The organism is Yersinia sp. 1652 StPb PI (genome assembly GCF_041538345.1).
GTDB lineage: Bacteria > Pseudomonadota > Gammaproteobacteria > Enterobacterales > Enterobacteriaceae > Yersinia > Yersinia enterocolitica_E.
Genome location: NZ_JAULSM010000001.1, coordinates 3,022,083 through 3,040,938 on the forward strand (window position 1 = coordinate 3,022,083; position 18,856 = coordinate 3,040,938).

The window sequence follows — 18,856 nt, forward strand, 5'->3', positions numbered from 1 at the left end:
CTCTTTTGACGTTGAGGCGCAATCAGGAATATTACCGATAAAGACGATGGCTGTTTACCCGGTGCTTTAACAACCGAACCCGATCACCAAATCAAATCAAATCAACTTAGCCACAAAATCAATAACCGCCTGTCTGGATACCTTAATCCCCCCCTGCTTAATCCCCCCCTGCTTAAGCGCCGCCGGTAAACGGTAAAACGCAATTGGTCGCTGGAATACCGCCAACTGTGGTATCAGCCAATCTGATAAACTCACCTCATCCACCTCATCGGCAGCATCTATCACCGCGACCGGTCGGTGGCCGAATTCAGCATCAACCATCGGCACGACGAAAGCTTGTTGTATCCCCGGATACTGTGACAAAACCCGCTCAATATCCTCCGGCTGAATGCCCTCGCCACCACTGAAAAACAGATTATCCAGCCGCCCGAGAATATGCAGTTCACCTTGCTGCCACAGACCGCGATCGCGGGTATGAAACCACCCTTCACTGTCAGTTATTGGCCGCAACTTTCCCTGCTGCCAGTAACCCGCCGCAAGGCAATCTGCTTTTATCCATACTTCATCTGCTACCAGTTTTACCTCGCGCCCCGCCAGCGCTACCCCCACACCGGGCAAGCCATCGGCACGTTTGGCACAAACCGTTGAGGCCGACTCCGTCAGTCCATAACCGCACCAACAGCGGATGCCACGGGCTTCGGCATGTTGTGTCAGGGTGGTCGGGATGGTTGCTCCCCCCAGTAACACCTCTTTCAGTGTTAACACCAAGTCATCTGTTGCCAGTAACCGCCATAGCTGAGTGGGAACTAAAGAAGCGTGGCTACATCCGGCCAGTGCATCATGCAATGCCATCCCCTCCTGCACCACCAAGGTGGCCCCGGCACTCAGCCAGCGCCAGACAATCCCCTGCCCCGAGACATGAAACAGCGGTAACGACAGCAACCAGCTATCCGTCGAGGTGAAACTCATCAGCTTTAATATGCCATCGGCGCTAACCAGATGCGCCGCCAGCGAATGCACTGCGGCTTTGGGTAAACCGGAAGAGCCCGACGTTAATGTCATCGTCGCCAGCCGTAGACTATCCCAGACAACCGGTGTCATAACGGCGTTATCGGTATCAAGTACCAGGGGCGTGAAGCAGAGAGCCGCTGACAACGGGGCTGCCAGGTTCAGCACAAAATCAATATCCAACTGGGGCAGAAGCGGTACCAGCAACGCATCAGGTAACTGTGGATTGAGCGGTAAAACGCGCGCGCCACACTGCAATGCCGCCAGATAAGCCATCAACAATGTGTGACTATTCTTACCACGCAGTACCACACCACTACCGGGGACGACACCTTGCAGTTGAAAACCCGCCGCCAGGCTATCGATATCAGCCGCCAATTGTTGCCAACTGATCAGTTGTGACCCCGAGCGGATGGCGATCGCCTGAGGTCGCAGATTGGCCCAGTATTTCCAAGGAGAAGAGTAAGTCCAGGGAGAAGAATATTGCCAGGGCCAATCATTCAACTGTGCCATAGCACGTCCAACTGTTCGGTTGTTACCATAGGCAAGGGACTCTCCGGCCACGGACGGACTAACTGTGCCTGCATCAGGTTCAGTGTATCCAACCCCGGCACGGTATCCGGTGTCAGCCAATCAGCCAGCCGGGCCAGTTGGGTTAAGCCAAGACTGGATTCAATGCTGGAACTGATCACCACCACTAATCCCGCCTGATGCGCTTGCTGCACCAGTTGCTGACAGCGGCTGATGCTGCCCACCAGCGTCGGTTTGATAACAATCGCCACCACGCCGGGTTCGGCTTCAACCTTAAAATCAGCCTCGCGCACGCTCTCATCCCAAGCGATAGCAATCCCCGAGTCACGGGCAAACTCTCGAGACTCGGCGCGGGTTTTACAAGGTTCTTCCAAAAATGCAATGCGGGCACGCAGTTCAGGATTGACATATTTCGCAAACCCATCAGCTTTCGCCCGCGTCCAACTACGATTGGCATCCAGCCGTAGTGTCAAATCCGGCAAAGCTTCCAGCAGCACATTAACAATCATGCCATCGCGCACCGCTTCATACAGCCCGACTTTCACCTTGGCGACTTTTTCCCCAGGCAGTGCTTGTAACACTGCAAATAGCTCATCTGGATCACCGGTGCACAGTGGTGCTTTGCGGTAATTTGCCGCTAATGGCAGCGTTTGATTCAGCTCCGCCAGCGCACAACTAAGGCCAAAAGCAACTGATGGCAAAGCATCAAATTCAGGTTCTGCCCCATTCACCCAGTTTTGCAGCCAATGCTGTGTCACAACCTGAGCTTCAGGCAGGGTTTCCTGGCTGAACTCCGGTAAGGGGGCAATTTCCCCCCAGCCAATCTGGTCGCCCTGCTGTAATTTAACCAGTAGCCCATCGCGGCTTTTCAGCCGCTGGTGGCGCAGTATCACTCCCGCTTCCATCGGAAGGCTATAGTGGTAAAGCGTGGCCGCGCGCATTACGGATTACGCTTGAATTTGCTGAAGTCCGGCTGGCGTTTCTCATTGAATGCGTTACGCCCTTCCTGACCTTCGTCGGTCATATAGAACAGCATCGTGGCGTTACCGGCCAACTCTTGCAGACCCGCCTGACCATCACAATCAGCATTCAGGGCAGCTTTCAGGCAGCGCAGCGCCATGGGGCTGTTTTGCAGCATTTCACGACACCAACGCACCGTCTCACGTTCCAGTTCAGCGATGGGCACTACGGTATTCACCAGCCCCATATCCAAGGCTTGTTTAGCATCATATTGGCGGCACAGGAACCAGATTTCACGCGCTTTTTTCTGGCCGACAATGCGCGCCATATAAGCCGCACCCCAGCCGCCGTCGAATGAACCGACTTTTGGCCCGGTCTGGCCGAAAATAGCGTTATCGGCGGCGACGGTTAAGTCACACATCATGTGTAATACATGACCGCCACCAATGGAATAACCTGCAACCATTGCCACAACCGGTTTCGGGCAGGTGCGGATCTGGCGCTGGAAATCCAACACATTCAGATGATGGACGCCACTGGTGTCTTTATAGCCGCCGTAGTCGCCACGGACTTTCTGATCACCGCCGGAACAGAACGCTTTATCACCTTCACCGGTCAAAATGATCACCCCGATATTGTCGTCATAGCGGGCATCAGCCAGCGCCTGAATCATCTCTTTAACCGTTAACGGGCGGAATGCGTTACGCACATGGGGGCGGTTGATGGTTATCTTGGCGATACCATCGCTGGATTTGTGATAACGAATATCTTCAAATCCAGTAGAGCAATCCTGCCAGTCGATAGCGGCGTACAACTGTTCTTCGCTCGGATAAAGCATAGTAAGCATTCCTTTAACGGGAGAGTGACAAAAATGAAGACTGTGATAAAAATGAAAGTACCTGCGCGGCAAAAGCACCGGGATTCGCCCGATGGGCATTGTGTCCGGCACGTGCCAGTGTGCGTAATGGCAACTGGTATTGAACAGCCAATTGCTGGAATTTATGGTCGCGATCGCCACACAGATAAGTGTAAGGGACCGTGAGCCGTTGTAATGCCGGTAGCAGCCAAGGCTGATGACCGAGTGACGTTGCTTCGAGCATATCAGCGACAGATGGGCCATGATTGTCCGCCCGCAGTAACACCAATTTCTCGCGCTGTTGTGGGTCTAAATCAGCAAATACATCCTGTTGATACCAGTCAGCCAGCACCTGCGGCAACGGCTCTTGGCGGAAACGCTGCCCCCACAGGCGGTCTTGCTGCAAGCGTTTTTCACGCAATTCAGCGCTTTCCAGCCCGAGGTTACCCCCTTCGACCAATAAGCCCTGCAAACCATGATGGCTACCATAGCAGGCGTGATACATCGCAATTCGCCCCCCTAAAGAGTAGCCTGCCAGCCAATATTCGCGAATACCGTTAGCCTGTAACGTTTGTACTAACTGACGGCTGATATCCGCAAAACCACAGGTAGTCTCGGCGGCCGATTTACCGTGGCCGGGCAGGTCTATCAGCAGCGAGGGATAATCGCCACATAACTCAGCAACCGGCAACCAATCCAGACCACTGCCTAACAAACCATGTAACCACACCAACCATGGCCCACTATGATGCCGGGCGGGAGACTGCGGGTGGGGATCGAGTTTACGGCAAGCCAGCGTCATAATTGGGCCACCTGTTGCACCAGTTGTTGTAGTGTTTCTGCCCCCTGACTTGGCGGCACCACGATTTCAATCAATGTAACGCCACCTTGCAACCAACATTGCGCCACCTGTTGTTGGAGCTGGAGCCAGCTATCCGGTCGGGCATAATGCAGACTGAACATAGCTGCGGCGTGCTCAAAACTCACATCTTGCGGCATACAATAAAAGCGCTGGCGGTCTGCTTCTGGGGTAGGCAACAACGAAAAAATCTGCCCACCATTATTGTTCACCACCAGCAGCACCGTAGGGGCCGAGCTTTGGCGCAATAAGGCGAGAGCATTAAGGTCATATAAGGCCGATAAATCACCCACGATAACCAACGTCGGCTTAGCGGTTGCGCGCTGAACACCGGCTGCCGTTGACAATAAACCGTCGATGCCACTGGCACCACGGTTACTGTAAACCGGATAGCCAGCAGGCAGTTGGCCCAACGCATCAATCAAACGCACAATTAAACTGTTACCGACAAACAACTGACCATTATCTGGCAATAATTCTGCCAGTTGATGCGCGACCGCGGCTTCGCTAAATTGCTCATTCAAGGCTTCAGCCACATGGGCTTGAGCATTCTCCGAGCAGACGGTCAGCTCAGCGGCCCACGGCGTGCGGCGCTGTGCTGGATGTTCCTCCAGCCATGCATTCACCGGTGAAATAATTCTGCGGCCACGATGATTCGCCGGATCGAGGCGACCGGGCAGGTTATCGACCAACCAGTACTCTTGCGGCTGACACCCAGCCTGCCATTGCAACAGCCGCTTACCGGTTAGACTGCTACCCAATTGCAGCACAATCTGCGCCTGCGAGAGAATAGTTTTAGCGGTGGGATGCCCAAGCCATAAGTCAGCACAAGGTAGCGGCTGTCCGGTTTGTGACAACACATCACCTATCAGTGGCCAACCGAGCAGATCAGCCCATTCAGCCAGTAACTGCCCCTCTTGTGCCGTCATCCGCCCGGCAATCACCACTCCGCGCTTTTGTCGCCAGAAAAACCAGTCCGCTTGCTGGCCTTGTGGTACCGATAAAGATTGACGCAACCACGGATGGCTCCCCTGCCACCAGTCGCCTAAGGTGGCAGACCATTCAGCATAGGCGCGCTCATCACCGCCATACAAGGGTTCGGCAAACGGGCAGTTGATGTGTAAGCCACCGTGCTGTGATTGCGCCATCGCATTATCAAGTGTAGAAACCAGCCAATTGGCAGAAATATCGGGCGTCGGGCGGGGTAAGTTGAGGCTTACCGCGGGGTGGCTGGCAAATAGCCCTTGTTGGCGAATAGCCTGATTGGCACCGCAATCAATCAATTCTGGCGGACGATCTGCGGTCAATAACACCAGCCGTTCACCGGTCAGCCCGGCTTCAATCAGAGCAGGATAAAGATTGGCGGCAGCAGTACCGGAAGTGACAATAACGGCCACAGGCTCGGTGGAAGCTTTTGCCAGACCTAAGGCCAAATGGCCCAAACCGCGCTCATCAAAATGGGTATGACAAACCAGCGCGGGATTGGCCGCTGCCGCCAGTGTTAACGGAGTCGAGCGGGAGCCGGGAGCAATACAGATATGACGCACACCGTGGCGGGTCAAGGCTTCCAGTAGCAACGCCGCCCAACGACGGTTAAAAACACTTGTCGACATGGTTCGCTCAACAGTCAGTTAACAGACACTGCGACCCCGATAATCAACATGAGGATAGTGCTTCATCCTGTTAAAAAAGCCCGGAGTGACTGATTAATGGTTATAAGTAAGGAAAGTGCTCACAGTTTACACCTGCCGCTTAGGTGTCACAATCCGCCCACATAATGAGTGCGGTTAATTACAGCATTTTATTATCCTACGGCTGACTTTCCAGCAAGGTGCGTAGCCCGGCTGATTTATTGTTAATTTCTTGCCATTCCTGTTCCGGGTCAGAGCCTGCCACAATGCCGGCTCCGGCATACAGATGGACCTGCTGTTCTTCTACCCTGGCAGAACGCAGGGCGACACTGAATTCAGTCTGTTTTGCCGAAAGATAACCGGCAGAACCGGCATACCAGCCGCGGGAAAAAGGTTCATGTTGCGCAATAAACTGCCGCGCGACGTTGCGAGGCAAACCGGCGACGGCCGCCGTCGGTTGCAAACGCTGCAGGCAATCGGTATCACTGGCGCGGGTGAGTTGGGCATGAATGCAGCGACGCAAGTGCTGCACTTTACGCAAACGGATGATTTCCGGTGGCATTACATCGACTGCTGCCACCCCGCCCTGCAATCGCTGGCAGATATCATCTACCACCAACAAGTTCTCGCGTTGATTCTTTTCATCATGCATCAGCCAATCGGCCAGTTCTGCCGCCTGCTGCGGGTTTTCTGCGCTGGATACCGTGCCCGCCAGAGCCTCAGTCTCCAGATGCAACTGCTGGCGTAGATAGAGGCGCTCAGGGCTGGAGCCGAGAAATGCGCGCCGCGCATCAAAACGCAGCATAAAGTGGAAACAGTGATGATTGACCTGCCGGCTGGCGGCCATAAATGCCCCACTGGAGAGAGGCTTATCCAGCGTCAGTTGGGTGGCACGCGCCAGTACCACTTTCTCCATCTTCTGCTGCTCAATCTCAGCCAACGCGTGCTGAATAAGATGGCGCCACTGCGGATATTCCGGCATATGGTGGGCATGTTGCACCTGAGTATCAAGTGCAGGCAACGGCCTGGCAGCCACCAGTTGGTCGATAAAGCTAATTGCGTGCAGAGCATCTTGCTGTAGGGAGAAGTCGCTGGTCAAATTGAGCGTTAAATAGGTCTGCTCACCCCGACGTAATATTTCAATGCGGGGCAGAAACAGGAAACTGGCCTGCGCCTGTGGCGCGCCATCGGCATGCTGGTTAACGATCACCGGTTCAAAGGCATTCAAGCCCCAAATACGTAATCCGCTCGCATCCCGATGCTGCTGAATAAAATGGTCAGCCGCTTGCATATCATTGAAGAGCCGAGTTTGACCGCAGACCGCAGCCTCTTCATGGCCTTCGCGATGGAGCCAGTAAAATTGTGGGAAATGGCATTGGGCGGCCAGCCACTCTAATAGTTGGCTACCGATTCGACCCGGTGCGGGCACGATAATTTGCCGGATACCTGCCTGGTCAGGGAAACCGGCACGTAATTTCTGCCGTAATTCACCCAGCAAACCAGAAAGTTGTTTCACGACCACCTCGGCAAATCAACAGAAAGAGTGGGATTATACGGGGCGTGAATAATAAGAAAAGTCAGATTCAAAAGTTATTGTTAGTTATCACACTAATATTTGATATTGATGGTTTTGTATACTCAATAAGTGTTATCTGACACTCAGCACAGGTGTCTACTGGCTAGCCTCCAATTATGTCGCGTTGCAGCAAAGTGGCAATTGAAAAATAAAGGGGCCGCAGCCCCGGGTAATGGATCCAGTGATCAGCCGTCAATCCTTCAGCGACGGGCGATCAATAGCCCCACGATCAAGCCAGCAGTCGCCCCTATCCCTACGCTGCACCAAGGTTTTTCACGCACATAATCATCGGTGCAACACGCCAGTGCTTTCGCCCGTTTGATATAGCATTCACTGCGGCCATTCAAACGGTTCTGAACCTCCTTTAATGCTTTTTCCGCCCGGGCTTTAATCTCTTGATAGCTTTCATCAGCTGCATCACCCGAGGCGCGCAGCACTTCTTCCAGCGTATCGGTCAGCATAGTCAGATCGTCATCCAGCGAGGTTTGCTGTTCTTTATCTCGGTTCATCTGCGTTCTCCATGAGTGAAAAAAGGACATCTCATAAGGATAGTCGAAAATAGCCGGCGTAATATTGATTCAAGGTGGAAATGGAGTTTTCAGGATTAATCTGTATGGCAAGTAATATGAGGGGAAAAAGGGTTACTGATGCCCCTTCCCCCTGTTTTATGACTAAAAACGGATACAACAAGCCCCTTGCTCAGCACCGGAAAGTTGTTCGCGCAATGCACCAAACAATTCACGGCCACATCCTACGTGGAAGGCAGCAATATCTGGCAAGTCGGTATGGCGGGCAGCCAATTCAGCTTGATCCACTAACAGTGAAAGCTCGCCAGTGACACCATCAACACGCACCCGATCGCCATTACGGATTTTCGCCAGCAAACCACCACAATACGCTTCGGGTGTCACATGGATGGCTGAGGGCACTTTACCTGACGCGCCAGACAAGCGGCCATCGGTGACCAGTGCCACCTTAAATCCACGGTCCAGTAATACACCTAAGGGTGGCATCAGTTTATGCAACTCCGGCATACCAATAGCACGCGGCCCCTGATAACGCACCACCACCACGCAATCGCGGTCCAGTGCGCCGGCGTCAAATGCCGGACCGACGTCGTGCTGGCTTTCAAACACCACGGCCGGGCCTTCAATGATCTGATGATCACGCGGTACTGCCGAGGTTTTCATCACTGCCCGCCCCAGGTTGCCACTTAAGACTTTGGTGCCGCCATGTGGTGAGAAAGGCATCGCGATACTGGCGATAACAGTTTCATCCAGCGATTGCTGCGCCCCGTCACGCCAACATAATTGCCCCTGCTCCAGATAAGGCTCTTGGGTATAGCGCTGCAAGCCAAATCCGGCCACGGTATGGACATCCTCATGGAGTAAACCGCCCTGCAACAGCTCTTTTACCAGCAGCGCTACACCACCGGCCGCCTGAAAGTAGTTGATATCTGCTGGGCCATTGGGATAAATGCGGCATAACTGTGGTATCACTTCCGATAACTCAGAAAAATCATCCCAATCGATGATGATCCCCGCCGCACGCGCCATCGCCACTAAATGCATGGTGTGGTTAGTCGAACCGCCGGTCGCCAGTAGTGCCACAATGCCATTGACCACCACCTTTTCATCCACCAACTGACCAATGGGTAAATAGCTACCGCTGGTTTCTGTCAGGCGCGTGACCTGACGGGCGGCGGCGGCGGTGAGCGCATCACGTAGCGGCGTATTGGGCTGGATAAAGGAAGAGCCGGGCAAGTGTAACCCCATCACTTCCATCACCATCTGGTTGGAGTTGGCGGTACCGTAAAAAGTACAGGTACCGGCGCTGTGGTAGGAGGCAGCTTCCGCGTCCAATAAAGCCTGTCTATCGACTTTGCCCTCCGCAAACAACTGGCGCACCCGCACTTTTTCTTTATTAGACAGGCCGCTGGCCATCGGCCCGGCAGGAACAAAAACCGCCGGTAAATGACCGAATGACAACGCCGCCATTAACAAACCGGGGACAATTTTGTCGCACACCCCAAGATAGAGTGCTCCATCAAACATATTGTGTGACAAGCCAATCGCCGCAGACATCGCAATTACATCGCGGCTCATCAGCGACAGTTCCATGCCATCCTGCCCTTGCGTCACCCCGTCACACATCGCCGGAACACCGCCCGCCACCTGGCCGACCGCCCCCACCGTATGCAAGGCGTCTTTTAGTTGTTGCGGATAATGTTCATACGGCTGATGTGCCGATAGCATGTCGTTATAGGAGGTAATAATCGCAATATCGCTGCGCACCATGTTCTTCAGCGCAATTTTGTCGTCCGGCTGACAGGCCGCAAAACCGTGCGCCAAATTGCCACAGGCCAGTTGCGAACGGCGAACTGTATTTTCCTTAGCCGCGCTGATACGTTGCAAATAGGCAGTACGGGTGGCTACCGATCGCGCAGTAATACGTTGCGTGACTCGGGTGAGGGTCGCGTTCATCGCCATTCCTTATTCACTCAAGGGTGTTAAAAGTTCAATGCTGCCCAGAGGCAGGCCGATAAAATCTGCCAATACCTGTAACAACAGATTGTGATCATCCAGATGGGGGGCGCCGGACACATTCACACTACCAATCACACCAGCCTGTTGAACCTGTAACGGAAAGCCACCGCCCAAGGCGGCATAATCCCGCAAGCTGACACCATAGCGTGCTTCCAGTGAAGTTTGACGCTGCTGTAACATCAAGCCAGCGGCATAAGAGCTGGTATTAAGTAGCTCTACCACATTGCGTTTACGTCGCAGCCAGTCATGGTTTTCAGCGCTAGTCCCCAACATGGCATAACTAAACAGTGTCTGACGATTTACCGTGATATCGATGGCCAGAGCCACGCCTTGCCGCTCAGCCTGACACTTTATTTTCTCACCCAACCGCCAGGCCGTTTCATGATTAAAATGAGGCAATTGCAGTAGTTGTTGATGCTGCTGACAGCGAGCTAATTGCTGTTGTAGATTCATGAAATTCTCCGGTGATAAATGGCGGGGCATAGTGGTTATCCACCAAAACCCCACCACGGCTTAAGCGCGTTTAGCTTTAGCCAAACCTTTGTCAGCGATGCCCTTCCCCGCCGTGCTAACTTCAACATCACACTCTTTCGGCAGGGTTAAGGTTATCAATCCCGCAATAATCAGGGAGCCTGCCAGCATGCAAACTGCCGCACTCTGTCCATAGAAGAAAATCATCACACCTACCAGATACGGGCCGCAGAAACCGCCCAGATTGCCTAAGCCATTGATCACCCCGCGTGCGCCACCCGCCACTTCTGGCACCGCGATACGGCCCGGAATTGACCAAAATGGACTGGTTGCGGCTTTGAGGAAGAAACCGCACACCACCAGTGCCAAGTAAGAGACCAGTACGTTGTGGCGGAAAATCACCGACGTCACCAGACCGGCGGCGAAGCAGAACAGGGAAACCATAATCAGCAGCCGGCGCTTACCGGTTCTGTCCGACAAGGCAGAAATGAGGTAGATACCGGCAGTGGTGGCAATAAAGGGTAAAATCGCCAGAATACCGACAGAAGCCATATTACCGCCGGTTAGGTTTTTCAAGATGGTCGGCAGCCATAAGGTATAACCATAATCGCCGGTCTGATAAAAGAAGTTCAGTGCGACCAGTTTCATCAAGCCTTTATTCAGGAATACCGCCTTTAATGGCGCATTGGTCACCGGAGCATCGAGCATCCGTTCAGCCCGTTCCCGCGCCAACTCAGTCACCAGATAATCGCGCTCCCTTGCCGACAACCATTTGGCTTCCTCTGGTCGGTCACTGATAACAAACCACCACATCACCAGCACCACGGCTGACAGTGAACCTTCGAGGAAAAACAGCCAACGCCAGTCCAGAGCATTAATAATGAAACCCGATAGCGGTGCGGTGAACATGCCGCCAATTGGGGCAAACATCATGACAAAAGCATTGGCCCGGCCGATTTCGCGTTCCGGGAACCAGTTACTGACCATAGTCAGCACCACTGGCAGCATGCCGCCTTCTGACACCCCGAGCACAAAGCGCAGGAATAGCAGTTGATAATGATTAGTGACAAAACCGGTCAGAATCGAGACGACGGCCCAAACACAAAGAGAGTAAGCAATAAATTTTCTGCCGCTGCCATGAACCGCAATACGGCCACCCGGTACTTGTAGAAATAAATAACCAATAAAGAAAATACCGCCCGCTAAACCAGCCATTTGACTGGTAATTGCCAGATCACTTTCCATACCACCAGGTAATGCAAAACTAATATTTACCCGGTCCATAAAAGAAATAATACAAGCAATCATTATTGGAACAATAACGCGAAACCAACGGGCATTAGGGATCTTACTGTCCATATAAACACGCCTCATGATAATAGCAGAGTATTACCCGCACCATGAATAATGGTGTAGGGAATGCCGCAAGCAAATAAACAGAAGTTTATTCTCTGGTGTTAATTAAAATTCACTGGCCATTTTTAATATTTAATTAAAAGTAATTATCTATTATTTATAGGTGATCGCCGTAGGGGCTTTTTCACCAGAAAAATGGGCTAATATATTTGAGAAGACAATATCGCTCATTTGAATTCGAGTTTCAGTCGTTGCACTGGCAATGTGTGGCAGCAAGACCACATTATCCATCTCGATCAATGCTAGTGGCACATTAGGCTCATCGGCAAAAACATCTAAGCCCGCACCACCAATATTTTGCTGCTGCAACGCAAGGATTAAATCATCCTGATTCACCATACTGCCACGGGCAATATTGATCAGAATGGCGTGATTAGGCATCGCAGCAAAAACGGTGTTATTAACCAAACCGGCACTGTCTTTCCCTCCCGAGATTGCGACCACCAGAATATCGCTTTGACTGGCAAGGCTCATAAGATCAGGCACATATTGGTAGGGCAGAGTTTCGTTGTGTGCTTTGTCGGTATAAGCAATTTGCATATCAAACCCCGCGGCTCGGCGAGCAATGGCTTGGCCAATCTGCCCCATACCGAAGACCCCCAAACGCTTGCCGGTAACCTTAGATGATAATGGCAAAGTACTGTGCGGCCACTGTCCGGCACGCAGGAATTTATCAGCCAGACACAGGCGGCGAGACGTGGCAATGATTAGCCCCAGCGCGGTATCAGCAACATCGTCAGTCAGTACACCGGGAGTGGTAGTCACAATAATATTGCGCTCGTGGGTGGTTGCTAAATCCACCGCATCGGTACCGACGCCAAAGATTGAGATTATCTGCACTTCAGGCAACAGTGCCAACACCTCATTGCTGACACCAATATCACCACGGGTCACGATGCCTTTAATATTCTGACCCTGTTCTGCAAAAAACTCAGCATGATCGGTAACCTGGAAGAGTTTATGAACAGTAAAGGTTTGCTCCAATTTTTCAGTTAAATAGTCCATTACCGGAGCGATGATTAATACGGCTTGTTTGCTGTTTTTCATTACGGGTACCTGATCATGTCAATAAATCATAAAAAACCAGAATGGCGACAGGTAATCATCGGATGATTTAGCCATTCAGCGAATGTCGTTATAAGACCTGTTTTCAATGTTTTATTTTGTGATGCAGGTCACTGTAAATCATGTTAAGAAAACATGTTACCGGTAACGTGATCGACCTATCATTGCTAGTGCTGAATTGTTTCAGCCAGGCAAATACCGGTTAAAAACTTATAGAATTAACTCAGTAAAATGTTATCGGTTGGCGTTATTTGTTATTGATTGACGGAGGGATAATTTAGCGGCCATTGACCACAGTGATTCGCAGCCATCATCCAGAGCCATGGCTGCTAGCGGTGATAAGAAGATCAGATAGTCCCACCGAGTGAAATGCGATAATGCAAGTCAACCTGTTCAATTGTAGGGATTTTATTTATTTTCTTAATCAGAATTTCCGCTGCAACTTTACCCATTTCAAACCGTGGGGTGGTAACACTGGCCAGCACCGGGGTGGTTGCCTGGCCGATATCTAAGCCATGGAAACCCGAAATTGCCATTTCAGCCGGTATCGCCATGCCTATTTTCAGACATTCTTGTAACACGCCGACGGCCATATCATCATTAGTACAGAAAATAGCATCAACCTGCGGATACATTTGTCGTGCCAGAGCTAGCATCCCAGCCCCGATCGAGACAGAAGAGACCTTATTAGGAGTGATATGCAATGGCGTAAAACCTGTATCTACCATCGCCTGACTATATCCCTGATAACGCTTGCGATCTCGTACATCTGACATCGAGCCAAAATAGACAATATTCTGCTTACCACTGGCCAATAGTGTCGCTGTCATATCGTAGGCAGCCTGATAATTATTAAAACCAACGGTAATACGGTTGAACTGTGGCTCTAAATCCATCACTTGTGCAACCGGAATTTCGGCTGCATTCAAATACTTATCAGCACGTAAGGTATGTTCTGAATCGGTGAGTATCAGACCTGAGATCTGACAGGACAACAGATTAACGATCTGCTGCTCCTCACGTTCTTTATCATAGTTATAGTTAACCACCAGCGTTTGATAGCCGCTGGCAGCGGTTACCGATTCAATACCCGCCAGCAAGTCAGAGAAAATCTGGTTATTAAAGGAAGGTATTAAGATACCAATACGCGGGATCTTTTGATTAAGACCACTTTCCCCTTCAGAATCAGTAGCATAGTTAACCTCCGCCATCACTTGAGCAATACGCTCAGCCGTCTCTGGAGCCACTTTTTCCGGCGTGCGTAAGTAGCGGCTGACAGTCATTTTGGTCACTCCCGCAAGTAACGCGATATCCTGTAACGTAACACGCTGGTTTTTCATGGCAAATACCTGGAACAAGAGTGCGCAATGGGTAAGGTGATTATGCACTGTTAGCTTGTGTAATGAAAAGCATGTTACTGCTTTAAAATACAATAACAGTCATGTGGCATATTATTAATCTAATTTATTATCAATAAGTTAATCTGCAACTCTGCAATAAAACAGCAAAAAAACCGGCTAACCGCAGTATTTCCCCTTCATCAAGGGGATATCGCTCACGTATGTGGTAACAGCTTGTTGTAACATGATTTAAAGTGATCTGCATCACAGTTTACCCAGGCGGAAAACGGTTTGATATGCACATGTTTTCACACCGTCATTATTCAATAATATTTATACTCGTCATACTTCAAGCTGCATGTGCGTTGGCTACGTTCAATCACCCGAATCACTTACGACGTAAGCTCATCGGGGTTCTCTCTCTTGCCGCCTTCCTGCAACTCGAATTATTTAGAGTATATTTTAAATAACGACCAAATTAACGCCATCAGGAATGACTATGAAGAATTTATTTTCGTTAGAAAACCGCAAAGTATTAATTACGGGATCTGCTCAAGGCATTGGTTTTTTATTAGCGAAAGGCCTGGCCGAATTTGGTGCAGAGATAGTTATTAATGATATTACCGCAGAACGAGCGGAAAAAGCCGTGGCGGAATTACGTGCTAGCGGTTTTATTGCTCATGCTGCCGCCTTTAATGTAACTAATCACGATGCGGTTAATGAAGCCATTGAACAAATAGAAAGTAGCATCGGTGCTATCGATATTTTAATTAATAATGCCGGCATTCAGCGCCGCCATGCCTTTACTGAATTCCCAGAAAAAGATTGGGATGACGTGATTGCGGTCAACCAGAAGTCCGTATTCTTGGTTTCACAGGCCGTATCCCGCTATATGGTTAAACGTCAACGCGGCAAAATTATCAATATCTGCTCGATGCAAAGTGAATTAGGCCGCGACACTATTACCCCCTATGCCGCCTCTAAAGGTGCGGTAAAAATGCTAACTCGCGGTATGTGTGTTGAGCTGGCTCGCTATAATATTCAGGTCAATGGTATCGCACCAGGCTATTTCAAAACTGAAATGACAAAAGCGCTGGTAGACGATAAAGCCTTTACTGATTGGTTATGCAAACGGACACCGGCCGCCCGTTGGGGCGACCCGGAAGAGTTGATTGGTGCTGCGGTTTATCTCTCCTCCAAAGCCTCTGATTTCGTGAATGGTCATCTGTTGTTTGTTGATGGTGGGATGTTAGTTGCAGTTTAACCTTCGCTTGAAGTGATTGGGGGATTAGCGACCTTCGTTATTCGTCCCATCAATAACGTTGGTTAATGCTTCAATTAACTGGGAACAGAGGAACATTATGTCTGGTAAATGCATTATTGTTATGGGCGTATCCGGCACGGGTAAATCCTGTGTTGGACAAGCGCTGGCACAAGCGCTTAACGCCAAGTTTATTGATGGTGATGACCTACACCCGCGCGCCAACATCCAAAAAATGGCCTCAGGTCAGCCGCTAAATGATATTGATCGTGCCCCTTGGTTAGAACGGTTAAGTGATGTGGCCTATAGCCTGCAACAGAAAAATGAAGTCGGTTTTTTAGTCTGTTCGGCGCTGAAAAAGCAGTATCGCGATCGTTTGCGTGCCGGCAATCAAGGGATACGTTTTCTGTGGCTGAGCGGTGATTACGATTTGGTGCTACACAGAATGCAGCAGCGCGCTGGGCATTTTATGCCTGAAAGCCTGTTGCAAAGCCAATTCGCAACCCTGGAAGTACCGGGTATCAGTGAACCGGATGTTATCCAGATAGATATTTCGCCCGACGTCGCCGGTGTGGTTAAGCACTGTATTGCCGCGCTGGAGCATGAAAATAGCGTGAGTCATTGCGCCTAAACGCGCGGGCCACATAAGCATATAGGAAGAGTTATGATACTTGATGAACTGAAAAGCGCGGCGAATAATCCAATCTATCCAGATGTTATCCGCCGCACCCTAGCGGCTATCAGCAAAATGGATTTGGTTAACCTGCCAGCAGGCGAGCAAGAAATCGAAGGGCGTGAGATTTACTTAAATCATATTATCGCCGCGACCAAGCCACTATATGAACAAGCCCCTGAATTACACCGTTACTATATTGATATTCATATTTTGCTGGAAGGTAGTGAAGTGATTGGTACGTCGCCATCCACACAGGGCCAGCGCCCGACGATGGATTTTGATAGCGAGCGGGATTATGGATTGTTTGAAGGTATAACTACCGAAACCTTGTTAACACTGGCGCCGGGTGATATTGCCCTGCTGTTCCCCGGCGAGTTACATCGCCCGATGGGAACATTAGGTGACGTCGCGCCGATTCGTAAGATCGTGGTTAAAGTGGCGAATCATCTTTTGTGATTCGGTATTATTTCGGTTGATAGATACCGGATCAGGTTTCGGTTGATAGTCGTTCAGTTATCACCTTACCTCTGTCGCCTCAACCGAGCAGGAGGGCTAGCCGGCCCTCCTGCACCTGCGGCTTGCGCGAAATATTACTGCTATTCGCAGTGCCCTCCGGCAGTCGTTGGCCTTATCGAGCCAGCGCGATTCGCTCCTGCTCAAGCGCGCTTTTCGCCGCCGTCCATGGCGGCTCACTCGGGCCATCGTCTTTGTCGGTAATATTCCTAATTGCGCTCAAGGTCAAAATAAAAACCTTGCTTTTAGGTTTTGACGTTTAAAGCACATTTGAGCTGCCGAGTGAAGAGTGTAGCAAGGGAAATCCGCCATGGACGGCGGATTTAGGCGTCACGCGGAGGGACCCGCGTAAAGCCGTCCCGCCAGCGAAATGATGAGTGAGGGGACCCGCGAAGTGGGCAAGCGATACGTGCGCTAGCGCAGGGGTTCCAAGGGGGTTACGCGCTTGTAACCCCTTTGGCGGTTGAGGCGCAGGAGGTCAAGTGAACACCGATCTCATGTCAACCGAATCGGATCATCTAACCCAATCAAATTCAATCCTGCCCAATCGAGGGTTGCAAGGAACGCCTCCCTTGACCCCGCCGCGCCGCCAACCACAACCCGCTGTTCTTCATGGCGTAGCCAAACACCACCCCGACTAACAATGAAGCAACCACCAGCTTCCAATTACCATTACCGGCAAAAGTAGCGCAAGCGCCGATAAAAGTACCTGGAACAAATGATAACCACTGCTGGCAGGCCTGGATGCACATCAAAAACGCCACAAGCCCTGTTAAAACATACCCAAGGATGGTCCATTCCGGTTGCAAGGCACTGCCCTGGATAATCATCATCGCCCAGAACACCCCGCTCAGGCAGGTTAACAGCGTAATCAGTAATCCTTTTAAACCACCTTGTGGGCAAGCGAAATAGGCGGTACAGCCAAGGAAACCAGCCCAACTGATTAGCCCTAAACTGACCGCTACCCAGCCCCAGACACCCGAGAGAATGCCGGTGGTAATGGCAATCATCAGAATAATGTTCATCAGTGTTACCTGCGTAAAAAACGTTAAATAGAATATCTATTGAGTGAAAGTTACGCAGTTTACCTGAGTTCAATACCTTTTCATGCACAATGATCACAAAAATAGCCACTAACCAACATGACATACATTTATTTTGTGATGAAAATCACATTTAATCTTTATTATATCTTTCTGGCACATATATAGCATTACGTTTGTTGTCAGAGCACTTCAGCAAATTTTCTAACATATTTAGATCAGATTTTTTTACAAATTCAAATTTTTTTACGGTCTTCTCGACGATTGTTTTTAACTGTGCTGCCGAAGGAAAATCAAACTTCCCCGCGTTGTAATCATAATATGCCATTAATAGATCACTAAACTTCTCAGGCCCAACAGTGTAGCTGGCATGGTTATTTATATAGTCAGCCAAGATAAGTGCCATACTATCATAGGGTTTATCAGAGATATCAGCACATAATTTATTTTTTACATTTGTCAAATTATTCATCTCAGCATTAATCAATCTTATTACTAGACCTTTACACATGTGTGGTGGTAAATACTCTTTAGCTTTATGGCTAACGTCTCCTTTTGTATCTAATACGCCATCAGGTGAATAAATTTCAGGGTTTATTTTTTCCAAAATATCATTAGTAATTGTTTTTATTGCATAATAAGACAAATGTTCTTTCGCTTCATGCTCGTTTTTAAATTCAATTTTATACTGATTAAAACATGCCCGTTCAATAAGATGACCACATGATTTTTCATATTTTTGTGCTTTTAAAAGAAAATGACCAAGGTGTTTTTCGCTCTTATTTAACATTTTATCTATTTCACTTTGAGTGGAGCGTCGCTCGTTTATAGACGTATCGTTGAGCCTTATATTTAACCTTTCTATTAAAATATTAAACAGTATTTCTTCTTGTCGGCTGAATTCCTCCGGCTTAGCCTTTAAATAAGACTTATCGTTAGGATCATGATTAACTAATTCTTTGATAGTGCAAAAAGTTTGAGAAACAATACCCACTAAACCCATAAATACCACCTTAAAAAACATTTCCCATAATGAATACGTTCATTAATGGTGTTGCCTATAAAGTCTGTATTTTATGCTGGCTTAAATAGCGGCCATATCCA

17 protein-coding genes are annotated in these 18,856 nt (G+C 49.9%); 3 read left to right on the forward strand and 14 right to left on the reverse strand.

Annotation, left to right across the window (positions count from 1 at the left end; genetic code table 11):
- Positions 1-96: 96 nt before the first annotated feature.
- The 12 genes from menE to Q2T71_RS13855 form a co-directional block, all read right to left on the reverse strand.
- Positions 97-1,521: an o-succinylbenzoate--CoA ligase gene (menE, locus tag Q2T71_RS13800; protein ID WP_372559455.1), complete on the reverse strand. Its 1,425-nt coding sequence runs from the start codon at positions 1,519-1,521 to the stop codon at positions 97-99.
- On the reverse strand, positions 1,509-2,480 hold the full coding sequence (gene menC, locus Q2T71_RS13805; RefSeq protein ID WP_372559456.1) for an o-succinylbenzoate synthase: 972 nt from the start codon (positions 2,478-2,480) through the stop codon (positions 1,509-1,511). Before menC ends, menE begins: the two co-directional genes overlap by 13 nt.
- Positions 2,480-3,337, reverse strand: a complete 858-nt coding sequence (gene menB, locus Q2T71_RS13810; protein ID WP_005191245.1) for a 1,4-dihydroxy-2-naphthoyl-CoA synthase — start codon at positions 3,335-3,337, stop codon at positions 2,480-2,482. Before menB ends, menC begins: the two co-directional genes overlap by 1 nt.
- A 13-nt stretch (positions 3,338-3,350) precedes the next feature.
- The gene (gene menH / locus Q2T71_RS13815; RefSeq protein WP_372559927.1) at positions 3,351-4,160 is read right to left on the reverse strand and encodes a 2-succinyl-6-hydroxy-2,4-cyclohexadiene-1-carboxylate synthase; all 810 of its coding nucleotides are present in this window, start codon (positions 4,158-4,160) and stop codon (positions 3,351-3,353) included.
- A complete protein-coding gene (gene menD, locus Q2T71_RS13820; RefSeq protein WP_372559457.1) occupies positions 4,154-5,827 on the reverse strand; it encodes a 2-succinyl-5-enolpyruvyl-6-hydroxy-3-cyclohexene-1-carboxylic-acid synthase in 1,674 nt (557 codons plus the stop codon). The genes menH and menD overlap by 7 nt, the downstream gene beginning before the upstream one ends.
- A 196-nt stretch (positions 5,828-6,023) precedes the next feature.
- Positions 6,024-7,361 carry an isochorismate synthase MenF gene (menF, locus tag Q2T71_RS13825; RefSeq protein WP_372559458.1) on the reverse strand — a complete coding sequence of 446 codons (1,338 nt, stop codon included), beginning with the start codon at positions 7,359-7,361 and terminating at the stop codon, positions 6,024-6,026.
- Between the two features lie 260 nt (positions 7,362-7,621).
- Positions 7,622-7,930 (reverse strand): DUF883 domain-containing protein, encoded by a 309-nt coding sequence (locus Q2T71_RS13830; RefSeq protein ID WP_083158274.1) that lies wholly within the window; start codon positions 7,928-7,930, stop codon positions 7,622-7,624.
- A 162-nt stretch (positions 7,931-8,092) separates the two neighbouring features.
- Positions 8,093-9,904 carry a phosphogluconate dehydratase gene (gene edd, locus Q2T71_RS13835; RefSeq protein WP_372559459.1) on the reverse strand — a complete coding sequence of 604 codons (1,812 nt, stop codon included), beginning with the start codon at positions 9,902-9,904 and terminating at the stop codon, positions 8,093-8,095.
- Positions 9,905-9,913: 9 nt separating this feature from the next.
- Positions 9,914-10,420, reverse strand: a complete 507-nt coding sequence (locus Q2T71_RS13840; protein WP_372559460.1) for a heme-degrading domain-containing protein — start codon at positions 10,418-10,420, stop codon at positions 9,914-9,916.
- A gap of 60 nt (positions 10,421-10,480) precedes the next feature.
- Positions 10,481-11,797: an MFS transporter gene (locus tag Q2T71_RS13845; RefSeq protein ID WP_372559461.1), complete on the reverse strand. Its 1,317-nt coding sequence runs from the start codon at positions 11,795-11,797 to the stop codon at positions 10,481-10,483.
- Between the two features lie 150 nt (positions 11,798-11,947).
- Entirely contained in the window at positions 11,948-12,901 is a 954-nt protein-coding gene (locus Q2T71_RS13850) for a 2-hydroxyacid dehydrogenase (RefSeq protein ID WP_372559462.1), read from the reverse strand.
- A 365-nt stretch (positions 12,902-13,266) separates the two neighbouring features.
- Positions 13,267-14,259, reverse strand: coding sequence for a substrate-binding domain-containing protein (locus tag Q2T71_RS13855; RefSeq protein ID WP_372559463.1), 993 nt, complete (start codon positions 14,257-14,259; stop codon positions 13,267-13,269).
- A 499-nt stretch (positions 14,260-14,758) separates the two neighbouring features.
- Between Q2T71_RS13855 and idnO the strand changes: the two genes are divergently transcribed.
- The 3 genes from idnO to Q2T71_RS13870 all read left to right on the forward strand — a co-directional run bounded on the left by idnO (position 14,759) and on the right by Q2T71_RS13870 (position 16,652).
- Positions 14,759-15,523 (forward strand): gluconate 5-dehydrogenase, encoded by a 765-nt coding sequence (idnO, locus tag Q2T71_RS13860; RefSeq protein WP_372559464.1) that lies wholly within the window; start codon positions 14,759-14,761, stop codon positions 15,521-15,523.
- Between the two features lie 97 nt (positions 15,524-15,620).
- The gene (locus Q2T71_RS13865) at positions 15,621-16,151 is read left to right on the forward strand and encodes a gluconokinase (RefSeq protein ID WP_372559465.1); all 531 of its coding nucleotides are present in this window, start codon (positions 15,621-15,623) and stop codon (positions 16,149-16,151) included.
- Between the two features lie 33 nt (positions 16,152-16,184).
- Positions 16,185-16,652, forward strand: coding sequence for a YhcH/YjgK/YiaL family protein (locus Q2T71_RS13870; protein WP_372559466.1), 468 nt, complete (start codon positions 16,185-16,187; stop codon positions 16,650-16,652).
- A gap of 590 nt (positions 16,653-17,242) precedes the next feature.
- Here the strand turns inward: Q2T71_RS13870 and Q2T71_RS13875 are convergent.
- Positions 17,243-17,734 carry a DUF1097 domain-containing protein gene (locus Q2T71_RS13875; RefSeq protein ID WP_372559467.1) on the reverse strand — a complete coding sequence of 164 codons (492 nt, stop codon included), beginning with the start codon at positions 17,732-17,734 and terminating at the stop codon, positions 17,243-17,245.
- 151 nt (positions 17,735-17,885) lie between these two features.
- Positions 17,886-18,755 (reverse strand): hypothetical protein, encoded by an 870-nt coding sequence (locus tag Q2T71_RS13880; protein WP_372559468.1) that lies wholly within the window; start codon positions 18,753-18,755, stop codon positions 17,886-17,888.
- Positions 18,756-18,856: the final 101 nt, after the last annotated feature.